Raw genomic sequence first — 19,635 nt, 5'->3', positions numbered from 1 at the left:
TTAATAAAGAAGAACAAAGATGAATTTACAAAATCCAAAAAAATTCAAACTCCTGATTGATCAGGCCCATGAAGTTGCCTTAAATGTTTTGCGTCCGATTTCACGTAAATATGACAAGGCTGAACATGCTTACCCAATTGAACTGGATATGTTGGCCTCGGTGATCGATGGCATGAATCAGGGCAGCGAAGGCATGAATGCCGGTGCAGCAGTCAATAAACGTGGCGATACGGACAGTAGCAATAAAAATGGTATCAATATGTCTACCGCCCTGAGCATTGTCGAAATGTGTTATGGCGATACAGGGCTATTATTGTCTATGCCACGTCAGGGTTTAGGCAACTCAGCAATTGCTGCAGTGGCAAATGAAGAACAGCTGCAACGCTTTCATGGAACCTGGGCAGCCATGGCGATTACTGAGCCAGGTTGTGGTTCAGATTCCGCAGCAATTCGAACCACTGCAACCAGAGATGGTGATGACTATATCCTGAATGGCGAAAAGATTTTTGTGACCTCGGGACAACGCGCCGATGCGGTAGTCGTTTGGGCGACCCTGGATAAAAAACTGGGACGGGCCGCCATTAAATCTTTTGTAGTACCCAAGGGTACGCCGGGCATGCAGATCGAACGGCTAGAACATAAGTTAGGCATTAAATCTTCAGATACAGCTACAATTAGCCTGATCAATTGTCGGGTACCCGCAGCAAATTTGCTCGGTCATGCTGAAATCGATGTTGCCAAAGGTTTTGCCGGTGTGATGGAAACTTTTGATAATACCCGCCCGCTAGTCGCGGCCATGGCGATTGGCTGTGCTAAAGCATCATTGGAACGAATCAAGGAAATTTTTAAAGATCAACTAGATGCTGCTTATGCCACGCCCTATTTGCAAAGCTCCAATATTGCTGCCCAAATCTATCGCATGGAAGCAGAATGGGAAGCTGCACGTCTGCTCATGTTGAAAGCGGCATGGATGGCGGATAATCGTAAACCGAATTCACGTGAAGCATCTATTGCTAAAGCTAAGTCTGGACGGATTGGCAATGAAATTACCCTGAAATGTGTAGAGCTGGCCGCATCCGTTGGCTATAACGAAACAGAACTGTTAGAAAAATGGGCACGTGATTCTAAAATCATGGATATTTTTGAAGGTACCCAGCAAATCCAGCAACTGATTATTGCCCGACGTGAACTGGGCAAATCTTCGAGCGAGCTAAAATAGAAAATTATTCATCTGACAATCGTACTTTATTAAAAATGGACAAACAAAAAAGATGGATTTTTTAAGGTTTTCGGACTATAAAAATTCCATCTTTTTTCATGTCATGTCCTATGTATTCTATCCGTCTTATTCAGCCTCAAGATAATGCTCAAATTGCCCAGATTATTCGTGACGTCTCTGTCGAATTTGGTCTGGCAGCGGAGTCCGGTTTCGCTGTAGGTGATACGGTACTTGATCATTTATATGAGGTATACCAACAGCCGAGTTCTGCTTATTGGGTTATTGTCGATGAACAGGATCAGGTCTATGGCGGTGGTGGTATTGCCCCACTACAAGGTGATCACAGTATTCTCGAAATACAGAAAATGTATTTCCTGGCTGCTATTCGTAGATATGGCCTGGCAAAACAGATTTTAAATTTGGCCTTTGATTTTGCCCGACAACATCAATGTCAACGGATTTATCTGGAAACGACTAAAAGCCTGTGGCAGGCTGTAAAGTTGTACGAGCAATTAGGTTTTGAATATCTTGATCAACCTGAAGGTAATACTGGTCATAGTCAAGCCTGTGAAATCTGGATGCTTAAAAACCTGAGCTAGTCCAAATCTCATTATAGTGCTCATAACCCAGGAAAAGCCTTGAAAAAATATATCTTCTGATCGGCTTTTCTTTGATCAGCTCTTCATAAACTCTCCATGATCCTGTTAAATCCACTTTGACTTTGTAAACAAATCATATAATTTCTTGACGATTTTTATACATCTTCCTAAGATCAGTCTGATCTTGAAAATACATGGAAGCTGAAAGTTGTTAGGCAAATTTTCTATTAGAAAAAACTCATTCTTACCCGTATTCAATAACACGTTTTTTAAACTTGGGCTGCTTGGCTTGAGTACCCTGTTATTAGGTGCCTGCTCCTCGTTGGGAGGTCATTCATTGGAAAAACGTTCTGCTAAATTATCCAAGGGAATTCAAACTGCCTATGCCGTTCCAGCAACCACAGCCACACGTGTCTCCCCTCTCATTATTCAAAATGCAGAAAAACATAGTCTGGATCCCTTACTTGTAGCCGCAGTAATTCGTCAGGAATCGACTTATCGTAGCCATGTAGCGTCGCATGCTGGAGCTGTTGGCCTGATGCAAATTATGCCAAGATATTGGCAAGCCACCTGCGGTGATGATTTATATAATGAAGCTGTAAATATTTCGTGTGGCAGCTATATCTTGTCGCGCTATCATGAGTCTAGTGGCAGCTTGGAAAAAGCACTAGGCTATTATAATGTCGGGCCGACTGCCTATGAGAAAAATCGCAAAATGCGTAAACAGGGTAAGCGTTATGCACAACAAGTGAAACAGCATAAAAAAGATCTGAAAAATGCAATTTAATTCAGCTCCAACCTGAAGTTTGAATCAGTTTAAAATTTTTAAACTAAACTGATTCATTTCTTAGCAGTCGAATTAATACTACATAAAATTAAAATAATGCAAAATACATCACATAATGGTTTTTTATACCTGTATTTTACATAGATTAATATTCAAACAATTGACTTTATAAATAAAAATTAAATATTAATATATAAAATATAATTTCATATATTTAATAAAAAATTATATTTATTTATATTTCAGCATTTTATTAAAAATAATTTATATTTAAATACAAACAAAATGATAAAATAAAAAATAAATATTACATTAATCTATTTTTATAAATTTATTTTTAATAAAAATAGGTTAAATCTAAACCTAATAATTTTAGCTTACATTGCAATTTTTTGTTAATTACTAGAAACTCCATCCGATAGTTAAAACTATTTAGACTAAAATTTTAGAGTTTGGGGGCGAATATGGCTAAAGTTTCTTTAGAAAATTTAACAGATATTGATGGATTTGTAGCTGCTGCACTGGTGGATAGCGAAAGTGGTTTAGCACTTGCTACACAAGGTAATAGCACAATTGATTTAGAACTCGCTGCTGCGGGTAATACGGGTATCATCCGTGCCAAGCGTAAAGTTGCAGATAGTTTAAATCTTGATGATACTATCGAAGATATTTTAATTACTTTAGGCAAGCAGTATCACCTTCTGCGTCCACTGGATTCAAACGATAACTTATTTCTTTATCTTGTTCTTGATCGTTCCCGTGCCAACTTAGCCATGGCACGTCATGAGCTTAAACGTTTCGAAAAAGAATTAGACTTCTCTTAATTTCCAATCAGGATTGCCCAGCTAATTTTGGGCAATCTGTTATTAAATTTAAGTATGAAAGAAACAATTTATCTCTCTGTATTTGGCTTGAATCTCGCTTTGATTAATGAACTCAAGGCAATCATTCATATTGCCCTACAGGAAAAATACGATATTTCCTGGACCCATCTTGCGGATTCAAAACTACAATTGCTTTTAATTAATGAGGATTTTGTTGATATTCCTCATATTAAGAAAATGGATAAAAAATATTTTCAGATTCTTCGTATAAAGAAATCTGACACAAGTAATACCCAACAAATTAATAATAATACTCTTTATTTACCATTATTTAATGAAACTCTCCTGATCCAATGGATACAAAACTATTTTTTTAATCTACCTAAATCCAGCAAACTATCCGATCAGCTAAATAAAGATATACCCTGCATTCATTATCAAAAATTCAGTTACAGTATAATAAAAAATACATTTAATAATCTATTTAAAAAATATCAGACAGGTTTATTTTTATTACAGAGCGAAAATAATGATATTGCCATATTAGATTTTGATCAGTTTCAATTTTATTTAAAACCGAATCTTCAAATTACGACAACACAGAAATTAACTATCGTTCCTGCAAAAATTGATCATATTTTAAGTATTAAAAAACATGCAAAAGGCATAGAACTTAAGCAAGGAATCTGGCAGTTTATTTGGGATCATCTTGATCAAGATATTCCAGATTATCCATTGCATTATCAAATTAAACGTTGGCCAAAAGTATTAAATCAAACAGACCGTATTCATCTTTTTAAATTATCGACCGTATTTAGTTTTGGCAGTCATATCGATTTCGCAGAGTCTTCTTTAAAAATTGGTCATAAATATATTAATTTTTTCTTATGTGTTGCTGATTTGACAGGTGATTTACTACCTATTTCAGAAAATATGTCTCGATTTAAGTTAGCCCAACAGAATCAAAAGAAAAATAATGCTCTGAGTGGTTTCTTTAGTAGTTTAAGAAAAAAGTTAGGGCTTTAAGGTTTAATCCATGATTTTACAAAGATACAAACTGGTGTTTGCTGGAAGTATGGGTGCAGGTAAAAGTACTGCTATTCAAACTATTTCCAGCATCAATGTTTTAAGTACAGAGGCCGTTAATACTGATTTAAATGCGCATAAAAAAACACAAACAACTGTAGGGATCGATTATGGCGAACTTATTTTAGAAGACGGTAATATCGTGGGTTTATATGGTACACCCGGGCAAGAGCGCTTTGACTTTATTTGGGACATCATCACAGACGGTGCGCTAGGTGTGATTCTACTGATTGACCATACTGCAGAGCATCCGATTCGACAACTGAATGAATATTTAAATTATTATAAAGCCAAGGTATCAAATATTATTATTGGCATTACCCATTTAGATAGCAAAACTCAACATAACTCATCGGTCTATCATGAGTGGCTAGATCAACAAGATATAAACTATCCATTATTTTTTATTGATGCACGTGATAAGCGGGATATTCTTCTTTTAGTTGATGCATTAATTACACAAGCTGAAGTTCTTTTCGAGTTAAATTAAATATGTCCCTACATGAATTATCTAAACGCACCGCACCTCAGAATTTAATTCAATTTGCAGAAGAACATATACAAGCTATTCTGACAGATATTTCCGAAGTTAATTTAGTCATGCTATGCTCTTCAGATGGTTTTGAACTTGCATCTGTTCATAAAAAAGATGTCCAGAATCATGGTAAGCTTGCAGCTGTAAGTAGTTCAATTCTTGCTATGATTCATGCATTTATGAATGAAATCAACTTTACAGGATGCCAGAGTATAACGCTTGATGCAGATAATGGTAAGGCGATTATGGCATCTATTCCACATCCTGGTTTTCCGATGCTGGTAGTGGTTCTTTGTTCAAAAGATGTTTTACTCGGTCAGCTCCTATACGCAACTAAAAAAGCCAGCACTGATATTGCAGCATTTAAAATATAAAATTAAATTTTTTATAAGCCTAAATTGAAATTTAGGCTTTTTACTTCCTAGTCTATTCATATCCAGAAAGTAAATTCTGACTAGGGCCTGTCCTCATTTGGCTTTGTACCAAATAAACATACAGCAATATAAATCATAGACTGATAATTTCGTGCAAGCTTATCAAATCGGGTGGCAATAGCATGAAAATATTTTATTCTCGCAAATGCATTTTCAACTCAATATCTTAATTTATATAGATATTTATCAAATTCCTTATTTGATCTCTTAATGTTTGATCTCAATGCAATAATGGCAATCATCTTTTTGTTCTTGGCACAGATTCTAATGTGCTCAGCATCATACCCCTTGTCAGCGATCAGATAAGTTGCCTCACCGACACGATCAATCAATTGTTTTGCAACTTGACTGTCGTGAACGTCACCCCCAGTGATTTTAAAATCAATCGGTAATCCATTCGCGTCGGTTGCAAGATATATTTTTGTTGTTCGTACACCAGGTGATTGTCCAATTACTCTTTCAAAACCATGCCGAGCTGCACTTGCATGGTGATGCATGCGTATGTAGCTTTCGTCAATGAATACACCCACTCTTGATCCAAGATGCCTTGTAATCTAAAAAAAAATTTGTCCACAATCCCTTGCTTGCCCAAGGATCAAAGCGATTGTAAGCAGTTTACCAAGGACAAAATTCTTGGGGAATATCACGCCATCTGGCGCCTGTACGCAGTTTCCATAAGATCGCTTTATGATATTTCTACTATTCTTTAAACAGTAGCAACCATGTAGTCGCATAGTATCTTGAATTTGCTGCCAGATATCATCTGGTAAGAAGAGTAAGTGCCATTGAAACTATAGAAATAAAAATAACTCAAAGGAGGATTTTAAGTATTTAAAACCAGTTCTTCAAATGAGGTCACAACCTGGATTTTTTTTAAAAAAAACTAATATAATCCATCGCTAAACTTAAAAGATAAAACAGCTAAATGTATAGATTTGACTTAAAAATAGATGGAGGAGAATAATCTGATCATTTATCAAGTCAAAACCTTATTGAATGTGCTTTGCATGACAGGAAGGTTGCGAGGAAATGAAGTTTTAACGACAGTTTTATAGAAATAATTCTTATTTTATCCACATAAAAAAACACCCCCTGCTAATTGCAGGGGGTGTTTCGAATAATGAGCTGGCGATGACTTACTCTCACATGGGTAACCCCACACTACCATCAGCGCTAAGAGGTTTCACTTCTGAGTTCGGGAAGGGATCAGGTGGTTCACTCTTGCTATTGTCGCCAGCACAACTGTTTATGGATACTTGCTTTGGTCTTATCTAGTCACTTTTCAGTGTATGCCAATGCTTTTTCCAAATGAGTTATTAACAGGTATATCTGAGTTGAACATTGTCTTACTAACGAGATACTGAATCAAGTCGTTTTGCTGAATATCGAATCAATTGATGCTTTATACAACAACTGTTTGGGTGTTGTATAGTCAAGCCTCACGAGCAATTAGTATTGGTCAGCTTCATGCATCACTGCACTTCCACATCCAACCTATCAACGTCGTAGTCTTCAACGGCTCTTTAGAGGACATAAAGTCCTGGGGAAATCTTATCTTGAGGTAGGCTTCCCGCTTAGATGCTTTCAGCGGTTATCCCTTCCGAACATAGCTACCCGGCGATGCGACTGGCGTCACAACCGGTACACCAGAGGTTCGTCCACTCTGGTCCTCTCGTACTAGGAGCAGATCCTCTCAAATTTCCAACGCCCACGGTAGATAGGGACCGAACTGTCTCACGACGTTCTAAACCCAGCTCGCGTACCTCTTTAAATGGCGAACAGCCATACCCTTGGGACCTGCTTCAGCCCCAGGATGAGATGAGCCGACATCGAGGTGCCAAACACCGCCGTCGATATGAACTCTTGGGCGGTATCAGCCTGTTATCCCCAGAGTACCTTTTATCCGTTGAGCGATGGCCCTTCCATACAGAACCACCGGATCACTAAGACCTACTTTCGTACCTGCTCGACTTGTGGGTCTCGCAGTTAAGCGCGCTTTTGCCTTTATACTCTACGCGTGATTTCCGACCACGCTGAGCGCACCTTCGTACTCCTCCGTTACTCTTTAGGAGGAGACCGCCCCAGTCAAACTACCCACCAGACATGGTCCTCGCTCCAGATTATGGAGCAGAGTTAGAACCTCAATATTACCAGGGTGGTATTTCAAGATTGGCTCCACCAGAACTAGCGTCCTGGTTTCAAAGCCTCCCACCTATCCTACACAAGTAAGATCAAAGTTCAATGTCAAGCTGCAGTAAAGGTTCACGGGGTCTTTCCGTCTAGCCGCGGGTACACCGCATCTTCACGGCGAATTCGATTTCACTGAGTCTCTGCTGGAGACAGCGCCCCCATCATTATGCCATTCGTGCAGGTCGGAACTTACCCGACAAGGAATTTCGCTACCTTAGGACCGTTATAGTTACGGCCGCCGTTTACTGGGGCTTCGATCAAGAGCTTCGCTTACGCTAACCCCATCAATTAACCTTCCAGCACCGGGCAGGCATCACACCCTATACGTCCACTTTCGTGTTTGCAGAGTGCTATGTTTTTAATAAACAGTTGCAGGGGCCTGGTTTCTGTGGCTGCTCTCAGCTCAGGAAGCAAGTTCCATCACCAAAAGCAGCGTACCTTCTCCCGAAGTTACGGTACCATTTTGCCTAGTTCCTTCAGCAGAGTTCTCTCAAGCGCTTTGGTCTACTCGACCTGACCACCTGTGTCGGTTTCGGGTACGATTCCTGTGTAACTGAAGCTTAGAGACTTTTCCTGGAAGCATGGTATCAGCCACTTCACTGTACAAGTACAGCTTGCTATCAGTTCTCAGCATAGAGCACCCCGGATTTGCCTAAGATGCATGCCTACAACCTTCCACCTGGACAACCAACGCCAGGCTGACTTAACCTTCTCCGTCCTCTCATCGCATTACACAGAAGTATTGGAATATTAACCAATTTCCCATCGACTACGCCTCTCGGCCTCGCCTTAGGGGTCGACTCACCCAGCCCCGATTAACGTTGGACTGGAACCCTTGGTCTTTCAGCGAGCGAGTTTTTCACTCGCTTTGTCGTTACTCACGTCAGCATTCGCACTTCTGATACCTCCAGCAGACTTCTCAATCCACCTTCATCGGCTTACAGAACGCTCCCCTACCACGCATAATAAATTATGCATCCGCAGCTTCGGCATATAGTTTTAGCCCCGTTACATCTTCCGCGCAGGCCGACTCGACTAGTGAGCTATTACGCTTTCTTTAAAGGGTGGCTGCTTCTAAGCCAACCTCCTAGCTGTCTATGCCTTCCCACATCGTTTCCCACTTAACTATAATTTTGGGGCCTTAGCTGGCGGTCTGGATTGTTTTCCTCTTGACTACGGACGTTAGCACCCGCAGTCTGTCTCCCGGATAGTACTCATTGGTATTCGGAGTTTGCATCGGTTTGGTAAGTCGGGATGACCCCCTAGCCGAAACAGTGCTCTACCCCCAATGGTATTCGTCCGAGGCGCTACCTAAATAGCTTTCGGGGAGAACCAGCTATCACCAAGTTTGATTAGCCTTTCACCCCTATCCACAAGTCATCCCCTGGCTTTTCAACGACAGTGGGTTCGGTCCTCCAGTTAGTGTTACCCAACCTTCAACCTGCTCATGGATAGATCACCTGGTTTCGGGTCTATACCCAGCAACTAAACGCCCTATTAAGACTCGGTTTCCCTACGGCTCCCCTATTCGGTTAACCTTGCTACTGAATATAAGTCGCTGACCCATTATACAAAAGGTACGCAGTCACCGGACACAATGCCGGCTCCCACTGCTTGTATGCATGCGGTTTCAGGATCTATTTCACTCCCCTCACAGGGGTTCTTTTCGCCTTTCCCTCACGGTACTGGTTCACTATCGGTCAGTCAGGAGTATTTAGCCTTGGAGGATGGTCCCCCCATATTCAGACAAGGTTTCACGTGCCTCGCCCTACTCGACATCATCATATAAGCCCTTTCGTGTACAGGACTATCACCGTCTACGGTCGCACTTCCCAGAGCGTTCCACTAGAACTTATATGACTTAATGGGCTCTTCCCCTTTCGCTCGCCGCTACTGAGGGAATCTCAATTGATTTCTTTTCCTAAGGGTACTGAGATGTTTCACTTCCCCTCGTTCGCCTTGCAACACTATGTATTCATGTTGCAATACCTACCTTATGGTAAGTGGGTTTCCCCATTCAGACATCTCCGGATCACAGGATATTTGCCGCCTCCCCGGAGCTTTTCGCAGGCTATCACGTCTTTCATCGCCTCTGACTGCCAAGGCATCCACCACATGCACTTAATTACTTGACTATACAACCCCAAACAGTCGCTTGATCCTACAAGTAGATCAACCAACATTCAGTTTAGTGTCTCGTGAACTTAATCACTGTACAGCTTCAATTAGATTCATATACCAAAACGCTTGATTCAGTTAATCGCTAGTTTCTCAGTTCTTCATCTCCATTCAACTATGTCACTTGCGTGTCATATTTAAATGTCAATTTAGTTCTGAGCCTTAAACAATTTATTTCAACTCAAATATATTCTGTTAATGATTGATCTAGCCTTCGTCAGGTCTAGACGCTGTGATAAATCACAGAGATTATCAAGTGCGCGTATCATAACGCTTGTACTTGTTAATCTCTAGGATCTAAACACTTGATCGCTTAGGAACTAAACAACTCCAACACTGTATGCTTACATACTGCGCGAAGCGTAGCTTCTTGCTTAAATTTCAAGGAAAAGCATGCTTTTCTTGTCTTGAAATTTGGTGGAGACTAGGAGAGTCGAACTCCTGACCTCCTGCGTGCAAAGCAGGCGCTCTACCAACTAAGCTAAGTCCCCAGCTTATCAATAAGTCAATGTATCGTTCCGTTCTGTTTGCTTCAGCACTCTCATGCTGCGTTAGTCAGATTTGGTGGGTCTGACAAGACTTGAACTTGTGACCCCACGCTTATCAAGCGTGTGCTCTAACCAACTGAGCTACAGACCCTCAGATACATCGTATGAAGAACAACTTGTTGTGGATTCTTACCAATCGTCAATCTTTCGTTAAGGAGGTGATCCAGCCGCAGGTTCCCCTACGGCTACCTTGTTACGACTTCACCCCAGTCATCTGCCACACCGTGGTAAGCGTCCTCCTTACGGTTAGACTACCTACTTCTGGTGCAACAAACTCCCATGGTGTGACGGGCGGTGTGTACAAGGCCCGGGAACGTATTCACCGCGGCATTCTGATCCGCGATTACTAGCGATTCCGACTTCATGGAGTCGAGTTGCAGACTCCAATCCGGACTACGATCGGCTTTTTGAGATTAGCATCCTATCGCTAGGTAGCAACCCTTTGTACCGACCATTGTAGCACGTGTGTAGCCCTGGTCGTAAGGGCCATGATGACTTGACGTCGTCCCCGCCTTCCTCCAGTTTGTCACTGGCAGTATCCTTAAAGTTCCCGGCTTAACCCGCTGGCAAATAAGGAAAAGGGTTGCGCTCGTTGCGGGACTTAACCCAACATCTCACGACACGAGCTGACGACAGCCATGCAGCACCTGTATGTAAGTTCCCGAAGGCACCAATCCATCTCTGGAAAGTTCTTACTATGTCAAGACCAGGTAAGGTTCTTCGCGTTGCATCGAATTAAACCACATGCTCCACCGCTTGTGCGGGCCCCCGTCAATTCATTTGAGTTTTAGTCTTGCGACCGTACTCCCCAGGCGGTCTACTTATCGCGTTAGCTGCGCCACTAAAGCCTCAAAGGCCCCAACGGCTAGTAGACATCGTTTACGGCATGGACTACCAGGGTATCTAATCCTGTTTGCTCCCCATGCTTTCGCACCTCAGTGTCAGTATTAGGCCAGATGGCTGCCTTCGCCATCGGTATTCCTCCAGATCTCTACGCATTTCACCGCTACACCTGGAATTCTACCATCCTCTCCCATACTCTAGCCAACCAGTATCGAATGCAATTCCCAAGTTAAGCTCGGGGATTTCACATTTGACTTAATTGGCCACCTACGCGCGCTTTACGCCCAGTAAATCCGATTAACGCTTGCACCCTCTGTATTACCGCGGCTGCTGGCACAGAGTTAGCCGGTGCTTATTCTGCGAGTAACGTCCAAGCATCTTGGGTATTAACCAAGAGCTCCTCCTCCTCGCTTAAAGTGCTTTACAACCAAAAGGCCTTCTTCACACACGCGGCATGGCTGGATCAGGGTTCCCCCCATTGTCCAATATTCCCCACTGCTGCCTCCCGTAGGAGTCTGGGCCGTGTCTCAGTCCCAGTGTGGCGGATCATCCTCTCAGACCCGCTACAGATCGTCGCCTTGGTAGGCCTTTACCCCACCAACTAGCTAATCCGACTTAGGCTCATCTATTAGCGCAAGGTCCGAAGATCCCCTGCTTTCTCCCGTAGGACGTATGCGGTATTAGCATCCCTTTCGAGATGTTGTCCCCCACTAATAGGCAGATTCCTAAGCATTACTCACCCGTCCGCCGCTGAATCCAGTAGCAAGCTACCTTCATCCGCTCGACTTGCATGTGTTAAGCCTGCCGCCAGCGTTCAATCTGAGCCATGATCAAACTCTTCAGTTTAAAATCAGTAGTACCTTTAAAGGGCACCAATCTTGGCTCATCAATTTTCTGACAAATATTTCTCAAATAAACTTCGAGTAATTTCTACCATCAATCAATGAAAATAATTTCGATCGATCAACCAGTAAAAATCCACACAAGTTGTTCTTCATAATCTCTTAATGATCTTCTTGCTCCTCATCAGAGACAAGCCATCAGGCAACTCGCTTAACAACTTAACTTAATCAGCTAAGTTCGTTATGCTGTATCGCCTTGATGCAGCGTATTCTATACACTTTAAAAACAAGCGCAAGGGCTTTTCTTAAAAAGATTTAAAAAAGTGATTTGTACGTTTATTTTTTAATCTAAAATGCTATTTTTAGCTTTTTTTGAAAGATTTTCCAGACTTTTTTACTCTAAAAGTATAACCAAATGTGAATTTGCTTTTTCTACACTATTAAAAAAGGATCAATATGATTTGATCCTTTAGATTTTATTGCTTAATCGCTCTGTTCAGCCAGCCAGGTCATAAATCTTTGACGTTCAGCTTTAGACGCTTTTTGCCATAATTGAATGAGTTGTTGATCATTTTGCCCGACTAATTGTGTTTGAGGGGTGGCAGCAGGTGTAATCGCTTTTTGCGTATATATAGGTGCGGGCTGATTAGGCGGTGTTGCATTTTTGCTACTCATATCGACAGTTTTAGCTAACACACTATTACCAAACCACGGCTTCGCTGCATCTTTAGCACCCGCTTGCTGTACAAGCAGTTGATTTTTTGCATCATATAAACCAATGACAGGCTGATCTTGGTACTTTTTAGCTTCGTCAAAATTCTGTGGTGCATTGATTAATGCCAAACGATAAGATTCACCATCTTTAAGTTCTGGAGTTTTTACAGTAACGACTCCTGATTTTAAAATGTCATGTGAGTTGTCCGAATGCTGGAAAAATTCACTATAGCGAACGCTAATGGCATTTACTCCAGCATCCAGTTTATATGCAGGATTAGATCGTAACAGACTTGATTTTACTTCCTGATCATTTACAGCAATAATTTTAATTTCTTCAGGTATGGTCACTGTCACTGCTGAAAAAGCTGAAGTACTTAACAGCAATGCCGCTGCAGTTGCCGCAATACGAAAATCCATGTCATCTACTCATTTCGGGATGATTATTAAAGTTTAGCTGCACTATGCCCTGTCTAAATGACAATTTTATGACAAACATTTTCACTGTATTGCCCAAACTTTTAGCATTTATTTAGCTAATAATTTTGGATTATCTGCGAATACCTGGCTCAAATAAAAAAAGAAGCACAATATGCTTCTTTTTTTTAACTTAAACCGGATTTATGCGAAGGTTTTAAAGCGCTCGGCATCATCCATAAACGGTTTTTCACCTGCTGGTGCTTCAATCGAACCAAAGACCAATTGCGCACGAAGCTTCCAGTTTGATGGTATTTCAAAGGTACGTGCGACTTCTTCATCAATAATCGGGTTGTAATGCTGTAATGAGGCACCGATATTGTGTTCTGCCAACGCAGTCCAGGTTGCAAACTGTGCAATCGCTGAAGAGTGTTCTGACCAGACCGGGAAGTTATCTGCATAAAGCGCAAACTGCTCTTGCATAGATTTCACTATATCCTGATCTTCATAAAATAATGCAGTGCCATAACCGGCTGCAAAACTGTTAATTTTATTATTGGTTGCTTCAAATGCATCTGCTGAAACAAGGTCACGTAAGGTTTCACGCACGATATGCCAGAAAGTATCATGTGACTGGCCAAATAAAATGACAACACGTGAGGTTTGCGAATTGAAAGAAGATGGGCTGTGTTTAACTGCATCCTTAATAATTTGCTCAACTCCTGCCTGATCAAGGCTTACATTTTTTCCAATATTATAAATACTGCGACGTTGTTTGATCTGCTCTAAAAATGCCATGAATTCACCTCTATGTATTTTGATTATAAAAAATCGATAAAGTCATATTACGTGTTTTTAACACCCCAAACAGGTGCATTCCAATAACAATGTGTTTTATTTATAGAACAATCAGACCTGGGCCTGGGTAGAATATTTGTATCGGATTTTATTTGCAGCATCCATGCTGTCAGATCAGCTTTAATCGCTGTTAACTTAAAACCTTAAAACGGTGTAAATCCTGCTGCCCTGGTTTTTCTTTTGCTTCTTGCTCAATCGAGCCAAAGCAGAGTTGCGCACGCAGCAACCAGCTATTTTCAATATCAAAATGCTCGGCGACCAGACTGTCGACCTGTGGATTATAATGCTGCAAAGAAGCGCCCAGGCCCGAATCTGCCAGCGCAGTCCATACTGCAAACTGTGCCATACCTGAGGTTTGCTCAGACCAAACCGGAAAATCTTCCGCACTGAATGGCATTTTCTTTTGCAGTTGCTGAATTACAGATTGATCTTCATAAAATAAAATCGTGCCATATGCCGCAGCACATTGATTCAGCTTGACCTCTACACCTTCATAAATATGTGCAGGCACATGCTGGCGTTGCACCTGTTTGACAATTTCCCAGAACTTGTGGTGAGAATCTGCAAATAACAGCACAATCCGCGTACTTTGGGAGTTATAGGCAGAAGGACAACTGCGCACTGCCTCTTGAATAATTTCACTAAGATAAGTCTGACTATAATGCACCCGTTTACCAAGCTGATAAATGCTACGGCGCTTTTTCAACTGATCGACAAAAGTCAGCGCCAATTCATCATTCGGTTTGTTTTTTTTCGAAAGCTTGAAGTCCTTGGTTATATCACTTGTTAATACCTGACCAATCTTATTTAAAAATGCCATTCGTTACCCCCACAACAACCAAGCCAAGACAGCTTGAATAATCCCATACAATTATAATGGTTTTATGCGAGCAAGTAGATCTGGTTGTTATTTTCGAGCTGATTTTTAGAGCATTCAAACCCCTCAAAAACAACAAACTCCGCATTTAGCGGAGTTTGTGTGAATTATCACGCATTATTTATTTTCAGTTTCAAATAATGCCGCAACAAAAGACTTGGCCGAAAATGGACGTAAGTCATCAATTTTCTCACCAACACCAATAAAACGAATCGGCACATGAGTACGACTCGCAATATTGAACAATACGCCACCTTTGGCAGTTCCATCCAGTTTGGTAATGGTTAAACCGGTTAAGCCAACAGCCTCATCAAACATTTCCACCTGATTAATGGCATTTTGACCCGTACCCGCATCCACCACCAACATCACTTCATGTGGTGCAGTGGCATCATTTTTCTGCATGACACGCTTAACCTTGGTCAGTTCTTGCATCAAATGACCTTTGTTATGCAAACGGCCGGCTGTATCGGCAATCAAGACATCTACACCTTTGGCGCGCGCACTTTCAAAAGCATCAAAAATCACTGAAGCCGAGTCTGCTCCATGGCCCTGCGCCACAACCGCGATATTATTACGCTCGCCCCAGATCTGTAGCTGTTCAGTGGCAGCTGCACGGAACGTATCACCGGCTGCCAGCATGACGGTCTTGCCTTCACCTTGCAGACGTTTGGCCAGCTTGCCAATGGTTGTGGTTTTACCGACACCATTTACACCAACCACCAAAATCACATAAGGCGATTTATTTGGATCAATATGTAGCGGTTTAACCCGTGGTGCCAACAAGGCCACCAATTCTTCCTGAAGTGCTTTATAGAGTGAATGTGAATAGATCAAGTCACCACGTTCGGTACGCTCAGTCAGGTTGGCGATAATGGTTCTGGTTGCTTCCACCCCAATATCTGCCACCAGAAGCTGCTCTTCGACTTCTTCTAATAGTTCATCATCAATTTCTTTACCACCGATCAGGATATTCACCATCCCGTCGGCGAGGTTTTTACGGGTTTTGGTTAAACCCTCTTTCATACGGCTAAAGAAGCCACCTTTCGCCGCAGAATCTTCATTTTCAGTTTCTGTGATGACAGGTGCAGAAACTACAGCTGCTTCGCTTGGCGTTTCTACGATAGGCACATTGACCGCAGGTAAGCTCGGTAATGTGACATCATCATCTCCGATATCAGCATCAATCAAAAATTTGTTTTGCCCATTAGATTGCTGTTGCATGCCGAATCCTTGAAAAGCATTGCGTTAAAAACCCAGATTCTACCATAACTTGCCTGCTTTGCAGCTAGCAATGCAATTGCCGTACAAACATACCAAAAAGCTACAGCTCTTGGTTGCTTTCAGCGATGCATTTATTAAAAATAACACTAAATACAAATGCCTATTTCGGGAGATCCAGTGTCTACCATCTTTTCGACTGTCTCCTCTTTCTCTCAATTTATCAAGCAACGCTTATATCCACTTGCTGGCCTGTTGCTTGGGCTGAGTATTCATCAGGCTCAGGCCCAGACGCGCAGTGAATTATCACGGACGACTTTTGAAACCACTTTAAGCAATGGATTAAAGGTTATCATTCGGGAAGATCACCGTGCCCCGATGGTGATGACCCAGATCTGGTACAAAGTTGGCAGTAGCGATGAATCTGGCAATATTCTGGGAGTATCGCACGTACTTGAACACATGATGTTCAAAGGCACGCATAAAGTCCCGAATGACGAGTTTACCCGCCTTAGCCGAATTTATGGCGGCAGCATCAATGCAGCCACCTTTACCAATTACACCAACTATTATCAGCTCTATCCCAAGGCCTATTTTCCTATGGCTCTGGAACTTGAATCTGACCGCATGAGCAATTTATTACTGCGGCAGCAGGACTTTGAGCCAGAAATTAAAGTGGTCATGGAAGAACGGCGCCAGCGCACCGATGACAATCCGCGTGCGCAAGCCTTTGAACGCTTTAAATGGATCAGCTATCCGACCGGCCATTATCGCCAGCCTGTAATTGGACACATGAAAACCCTGAACAATATTCAGTTGAGTGATGTGAAAAAATGGTACCGCGACTGGTATACCCCGAATAATGCCATTTTAGTAATTGTTGGAAATGTCGAATCGGAAGCGGCTTTAGCGCAGGTACAAAAATATTTTGCTGATATTCCTGCGCGTCCAACACCACCACGTAATGATGTACTCGAGTTTGAACGCCTGGGTTATCGGCATATGGAAATTAACAGTAATGTTCAGGTAGCAAATCTGTATATGACTTGGAATGTAAAATCTCTGGGCACAGCGAAAAACCCTCAGGATGCGTATGCCTTGACCATTATTCGCAGTCTTTTGGACAGCGGCATTTCGTCGCGCCTGCAAGACCGACTGGTGCGTGATCGTAAAATTCTGACCTCTGTCAGCGTATCTTATGATCCATACAATCGTGGTGACAGCCTGTTTGGCATTTCCGCCCTGCCCGCGCCTGGCATATCTTTGCAAGAAGCCCAGCAGGCGATTCAGGATGAAATAGATTTGCTCAAAACCACGGCCATAACCCAACAGGAAGTAGACCGTATCAGTACCCGTTTTATTTCCAGTTTAATTTACAGCCAGGACGATATTGCCGGTCAGGCCAAAATGATTGGCAATCTGGAAGTCAATGGACTGAGTTATCGCCTGATGGATGAATTACCAAAACATTTTGAAAGTGTCAGCATTCAGGATATCCAGCGCGTCGCTAATGCCTATTTCGTTCGTGAAAATCTCAGCACACTTTATCTCTCGCCTGAACAAAACGTCCAATAATGGGGATTGCAATGCTTTCACTTCGCCCGATTTTACTTATATCGGCTTTCAGTTTCAGTTCGGCTCTTTATGCAGAAAACTATCTGGATGTGCAATCTGACCAAAACGACAATCCAAGTCAGTTACAATCCATTCCTTTGCTGCAAAGCCTGAAAAATATCAATCCACAACGTGATTTTCAGGCCCCTCATATTCACGACCTGAATAACCGCTATCAGGTGCGCAGCCTGTTTGTAGAAACCCAGGACCTTCCGATGGTCGATATCCAGTTGACCTTCAATGCCGGCTCAGCCCGCGATCAGGAAATTGCCAAAGGACTCTATGGCCTGTCCAGCATAGCAGCCAGGCTGATGCGTGAAGGTACTGAGCAATATAGCGCCAATCAGGTCGCGGCAGTCTTTGACCAGACTGGAGCACAATTTAGCGTACAAGCCTATCGAGACATGTTTGTGGTTCGCCTGCGCAGCCTGTCAGATCCGGAAAAACTGGAACCCGCCTTAGGAATGATGATGGAAATTTTAAAGAATGCTTCATTTAAAGCTTCCAGTATTAATCTGGCTTTAAGCAATACCCAGGTGGGACAAAAACAGTTACAGGAAAACCCCAGTCGCCTGATGGATATCCGTTTTTATCGCACGTTATACGGTCAGCATCCTTATGCTGAACCGATCAGTGGCACCCAAGGCAGTACCAAAAAAATTAATGCCGGATTGTTGAAACAATTTCGTGATCAGTTTCTGGTGGCACAAAACATGAATATTGCCATCACTGGCAAACTGAGCCCCAAACAGGCACTGGAATTGTCTGAACGGATTGCTGGTAATTTACCTCAAGGACAAAAAGCAACTGCATTGCCACAGCCGGAGATTAAATCGGGGTTTGAAGTAGTACATTTGCCTTATAACTCGTCTCAGGCACATGTCACCTTTGGCCATATAGGGCCATCACGCTTTACGCAAGACAAACTGGCTCTGGAAGTCGCCAATCGCATGTTCGGTGGGAGTGGTTTTAATGCCGTACTGATGCAGGAACTTCGGGTCAAACGTGGTTTTAGCTACGGCGCTTATAGCACATTGAGCTTTAGTCAGGCCCCCGGAGTCTTTAGTTTTAAATATTCCACACGGCAAGATCAATTGCTGGACAGCATTCAGGTAGCCCACCAGGCTTTGATCAACTTTGTCAGCCAGCCAATTAACCCTCAACATCTGGAAGAAACCAAGGCTGGCATGTTACGTGCCTTCCCCAATAATTACAGCAGTAATGCCACCATCAATGCCCAGTTAGGCACTATGGGCTTTTATAGCGAGCAGACTGACTATTTATCTGGCTATCCGCAACGCCTGGCCAAAATTACAGTAAATGATGTACAAAATGCGGTACGGCGGCACTTACATCCGGACCGCTTAACGCTGGTCGTGGTCAGTAAAGAACTAGATCAAGATGCCTTAAGAATCCGCCTGGAGCAGAATTTGATCGATACCCGGTTTAATTTCCTTAAAGAAAGCATGTCTAAGGCATTTCCACAGAGACCGGTGGAAGCTGACGCGCCCGCAGCGATTCCTGCTGATAAGCCTGCATCAATTTAAGATACTGTCCACGGCGGATAGGTTGCTGCTTCAATAAAGCCAGTGCCATATCCTGGGTTTGTGGCAGGCTCTGCTGTTCAGAAAGTTGCTGAATCTGGGTAATTTGAGAGATGCTGAGCGGACGATATAAAGCAAATGTGGCTAAAAATAAAATGACCACAACAATAAAAATAACCACACTGTTATAAATTTGTTCCAGTTTGATTTTGCTGAAAAATTGACTTAGTTTTTCTGTATCTATAGACATACACTACCTCAGGTTAGAGGTAGTGTATGATCGCAGTTACATAAGTTCAAGTCAG

General features: G+C 42.3%; 14 protein-coding genes, 2 tRNA genes, 3 rRNA genes and 1 pseudogene. 9 read left to right on the top strand and 11 right to left on the bottom strand.

Annotated elements, in window-relative coordinates; genetic code table 11:
* The first annotated feature begins 19 nt into the window (after positions 1–19).
* From AC3IT7_RS06310 to AC3IT7_RS06280, 7 genes are all read left to right on the top strand, one after another.
* Positions 20–1,219, top strand: coding sequence for an acyl-CoA dehydrogenase family protein (locus AC3IT7_RS06310; protein WP_489249775.1), 1,200 nt, complete (start codon positions 20–22; stop codon positions 1,217–1,219).
* A gap of 110 nt (positions 1,220–1,329) precedes the next feature.
* Positions 1,330–1,818, top strand: a complete 489-nt coding sequence (locus AC3IT7_RS06305) for a GNAT family N-acetyltransferase (RefSeq protein WP_489249774.1) — start codon at positions 1,330–1,332, stop codon at positions 1,816–1,818.
* A gap of 226 nt (positions 1,819–2,044) precedes the next feature.
* Positions 2,045–2,605, top strand: a complete 561-nt coding sequence (locus AC3IT7_RS06300; protein ID WP_489249982.1) for a lytic transglycosylase domain-containing protein — start codon at positions 2,045–2,047, stop codon at positions 2,603–2,605.
* A gap of 464 nt (positions 2,606–3,069) precedes the next feature.
* Positions 3,070–3,429, top strand: coding sequence for a roadblock/LC7 domain-containing protein (locus AC3IT7_RS06295; RefSeq protein WP_489249773.1), 360 nt, complete (start codon positions 3,070–3,072; stop codon positions 3,427–3,429).
* Positions 3,430–3,483: 54 nt separating this feature from the next.
* The gene (locus tag AC3IT7_RS06290) at positions 3,484–4,455 is read left to right on the top strand and encodes a hypothetical protein (protein WP_489249772.1); all 972 of its coding nucleotides are present in this window, start codon (positions 3,484–3,486) and stop codon (positions 4,453–4,455) included.
* Positions 4,456–4,465: 10 nt separating this feature from the next.
* Entirely contained in the window at positions 4,466–5,005 is a 540-nt protein-coding gene (locus AC3IT7_RS06285; protein WP_489249771.1) for a GTP-binding protein, read from the top strand.
* A gap of 2 nt (positions 5,006–5,007) precedes the next feature.
* Entirely contained in the window at positions 5,008–5,424 is a 417-nt protein-coding gene (locus AC3IT7_RS06280; RefSeq protein ID WP_489249770.1) for a roadblock/LC7 domain-containing protein, read from the top strand.
* A gap of 80 nt (positions 5,425–5,504) precedes the next feature.
* Here the strand turns inward: AC3IT7_RS06280 and AC3IT7_RS06275 are convergent.
* The 10 genes and pseudogenes from AC3IT7_RS06275 to ftsY all read right to left on the bottom strand — a co-directional run bounded on the left by AC3IT7_RS06275 (position 5,505) and on the right by ftsY (position 16,175).
* Positions 5,505–6,218: pseudogene (locus AC3IT7_RS06275) on the bottom strand (IS5 family transposase).
* 389 nt (positions 6,219–6,607) lie between these two features.
* A 5S ribosomal RNA gene (rrf, locus tag AC3IT7_RS06270) occupies positions 6,608–6,722 on the bottom strand.
* Positions 6,723–6,912: 190 nt separating this feature from the next.
* A 23S ribosomal RNA gene (locus AC3IT7_RS06265) occupies positions 6,913–9,809 on the bottom strand.
* A 458-nt stretch (positions 9,810–10,267) separates the two neighbouring features.
* Positions 10,268–10,343, bottom strand: a tRNA-Ala gene (locus tag AC3IT7_RS06260).
* Between the two features lie 71 nt (positions 10,344–10,414).
* Positions 10,415–10,491: transfer RNA gene (locus AC3IT7_RS06255), tRNA-Ile, on the bottom strand.
* 60 nt (positions 10,492–10,551) lie between these two features.
* A 16S ribosomal RNA gene (locus tag AC3IT7_RS06250) occupies positions 10,552–12,089 on the bottom strand.
* Together the 16S, 23S and 5S rRNA genes with 2 tRNA genes alongside form the textbook arrangement of a ribosomal RNA operon.
* A gap of 479 nt (positions 12,090–12,568) precedes the next feature.
* Positions 12,569–13,219 (bottom strand): DUF2057 domain-containing protein, encoded by a 651-nt coding sequence (locus tag AC3IT7_RS06245; RefSeq protein WP_489249769.1) that lies wholly within the window; start codon positions 13,217–13,219, stop codon positions 12,569–12,571.
* Positions 13,220–13,420: 201 nt separating this feature from the next.
* Positions 13,421–14,014 (bottom strand): nitroreductase family protein, encoded by a 594-nt coding sequence (locus tag AC3IT7_RS06240; protein ID WP_489249768.1) that lies wholly within the window; start codon positions 14,012–14,014, stop codon positions 13,421–13,423.
* 190 nt (positions 14,015–14,204) lie between these two features.
* Positions 14,205–14,894, bottom strand: coding sequence for a nitroreductase family protein (locus AC3IT7_RS06235; protein ID WP_489249767.1), 690 nt, complete (start codon positions 14,892–14,894; stop codon positions 14,205–14,207).
* Positions 14,895–15,068: 174 nt separating this feature from the next.
* On the bottom strand, positions 15,069–16,175 hold the full coding sequence (gene ftsY / locus AC3IT7_RS06230) for a signal recognition particle-docking protein FtsY (protein ID WP_475654376.1): 1,107 nt from the start codon (positions 16,173–16,175) through the stop codon (positions 15,069–15,071).
* Positions 16,176–16,394: 219 nt separating this feature from the next.
* On the opposite strand from ftsY, the gene AC3IT7_RS06225 reads away from it, so the two are divergent.
* On the top strand, positions 16,395–17,747 hold the full coding sequence (locus AC3IT7_RS06225) for a M16 family metallopeptidase (protein WP_489249981.1): 1,353 nt from the start codon (positions 16,395–16,397) through the stop codon (positions 17,745–17,747).
* Between the two features lie 11 nt (positions 17,748–17,758).
* Positions 17,759–19,333 (top strand): M16 family metallopeptidase, encoded by a 1,575-nt coding sequence (locus AC3IT7_RS06220; protein ID WP_489249766.1) that lies wholly within the window; start codon positions 17,759–17,761, stop codon positions 19,331–19,333.
* Here the strand turns inward: AC3IT7_RS06220 and AC3IT7_RS06215 are convergent.
* Positions 19,257–19,580, bottom strand: coding sequence for a hypothetical protein (locus tag AC3IT7_RS06215; protein ID WP_489249765.1), 324 nt, complete (start codon positions 19,578–19,580; stop codon positions 19,257–19,259). The genes AC3IT7_RS06220 and AC3IT7_RS06215 overlap by 77 nt on opposite strands.
* Positions 19,581–19,635 lie beyond the last annotated feature (55 nt).

It is taken from the genome of Acinetobacter sp. KH_038 (assembly GCF_057839405.1).
The sequence above is the reverse complement of the archived record's forward strand: the minus strand, read 5'-3'. Positions and strand labels throughout refer to the sequence as shown.

Excerpts from the sequence above, each read along its gene's own strand:
- ftsY (WP_475654376.1), bottom strand. The coding sequence starts at position 16,175 with ATGCAACAGCAATCTAATGGGCAAAACAAATTTTTGATTGATGCTGAT.
- AC3IT7_RS06285 (WP_489249771.1), top strand. The coding sequence starts at position 4,466 with ATGATTTTACAAAGATACAAACTGGTGTTTGCTGGAAGTATGGGTGCA.
- AC3IT7_RS06245 (WP_489249769.1), bottom strand. The coding sequence starts at position 13,219 with ATGGATTTTCGTATTGCGGCAACTGCAGCGGCATTGCTGTTAAGTACT.
- AC3IT7_RS06215 (WP_489249765.1), bottom strand. The coding sequence starts at position 19,580 with ATGTCTATAGATACAGAAAAACTAAGTCAATTTTTCAGCAAAATCAAA.
- AC3IT7_RS06235 (WP_489249767.1), bottom strand. The coding sequence starts at position 14,894 with ATGGCATTTTTAAATAAGATTGGTCAGGTATTAACAAGTGATATAACC.
- AC3IT7_RS06280 (WP_489249770.1), top strand. The coding sequence starts at position 5,008 with ATGTCCCTACATGAATTATCTAAACGCACCGCACCTCAGAATTTAATT.
- AC3IT7_RS06305 (WP_489249774.1), top strand. The coding sequence starts at position 1,330 with ATGTATTCTATCCGTCTTATTCAGCCTCAAGATAATGCTCAAATTGCC.
- AC3IT7_RS06295 (WP_489249773.1), top strand. The coding sequence starts at position 3,070 with ATGGCTAAAGTTTCTTTAGAAAATTTAACAGATATTGATGGATTTGTA.
- AC3IT7_RS06290 (WP_489249772.1), top strand. The coding sequence starts at position 3,484 with ATGAAAGAAACAATTTATCTCTCTGTATTTGGCTTGAATCTCGCTTTG.
- AC3IT7_RS06240 (WP_489249768.1), bottom strand. The coding sequence starts at position 14,014 with ATGGCATTTTTAGAGCAGATCAAACAACGTCGCAGTATTTATAATATT.
- AC3IT7_RS06310 (WP_489249775.1), top strand. The coding sequence starts at position 20 with ATGAATTTACAAAATCCAAAAAAATTCAAACTCCTGATTGATCAGGCC.
- AC3IT7_RS06220 (WP_489249766.1), top strand. The coding sequence starts at position 17,759 with ATGCTTTCACTTCGCCCGATTTTACTTATATCGGCTTTCAGTTTCAGT.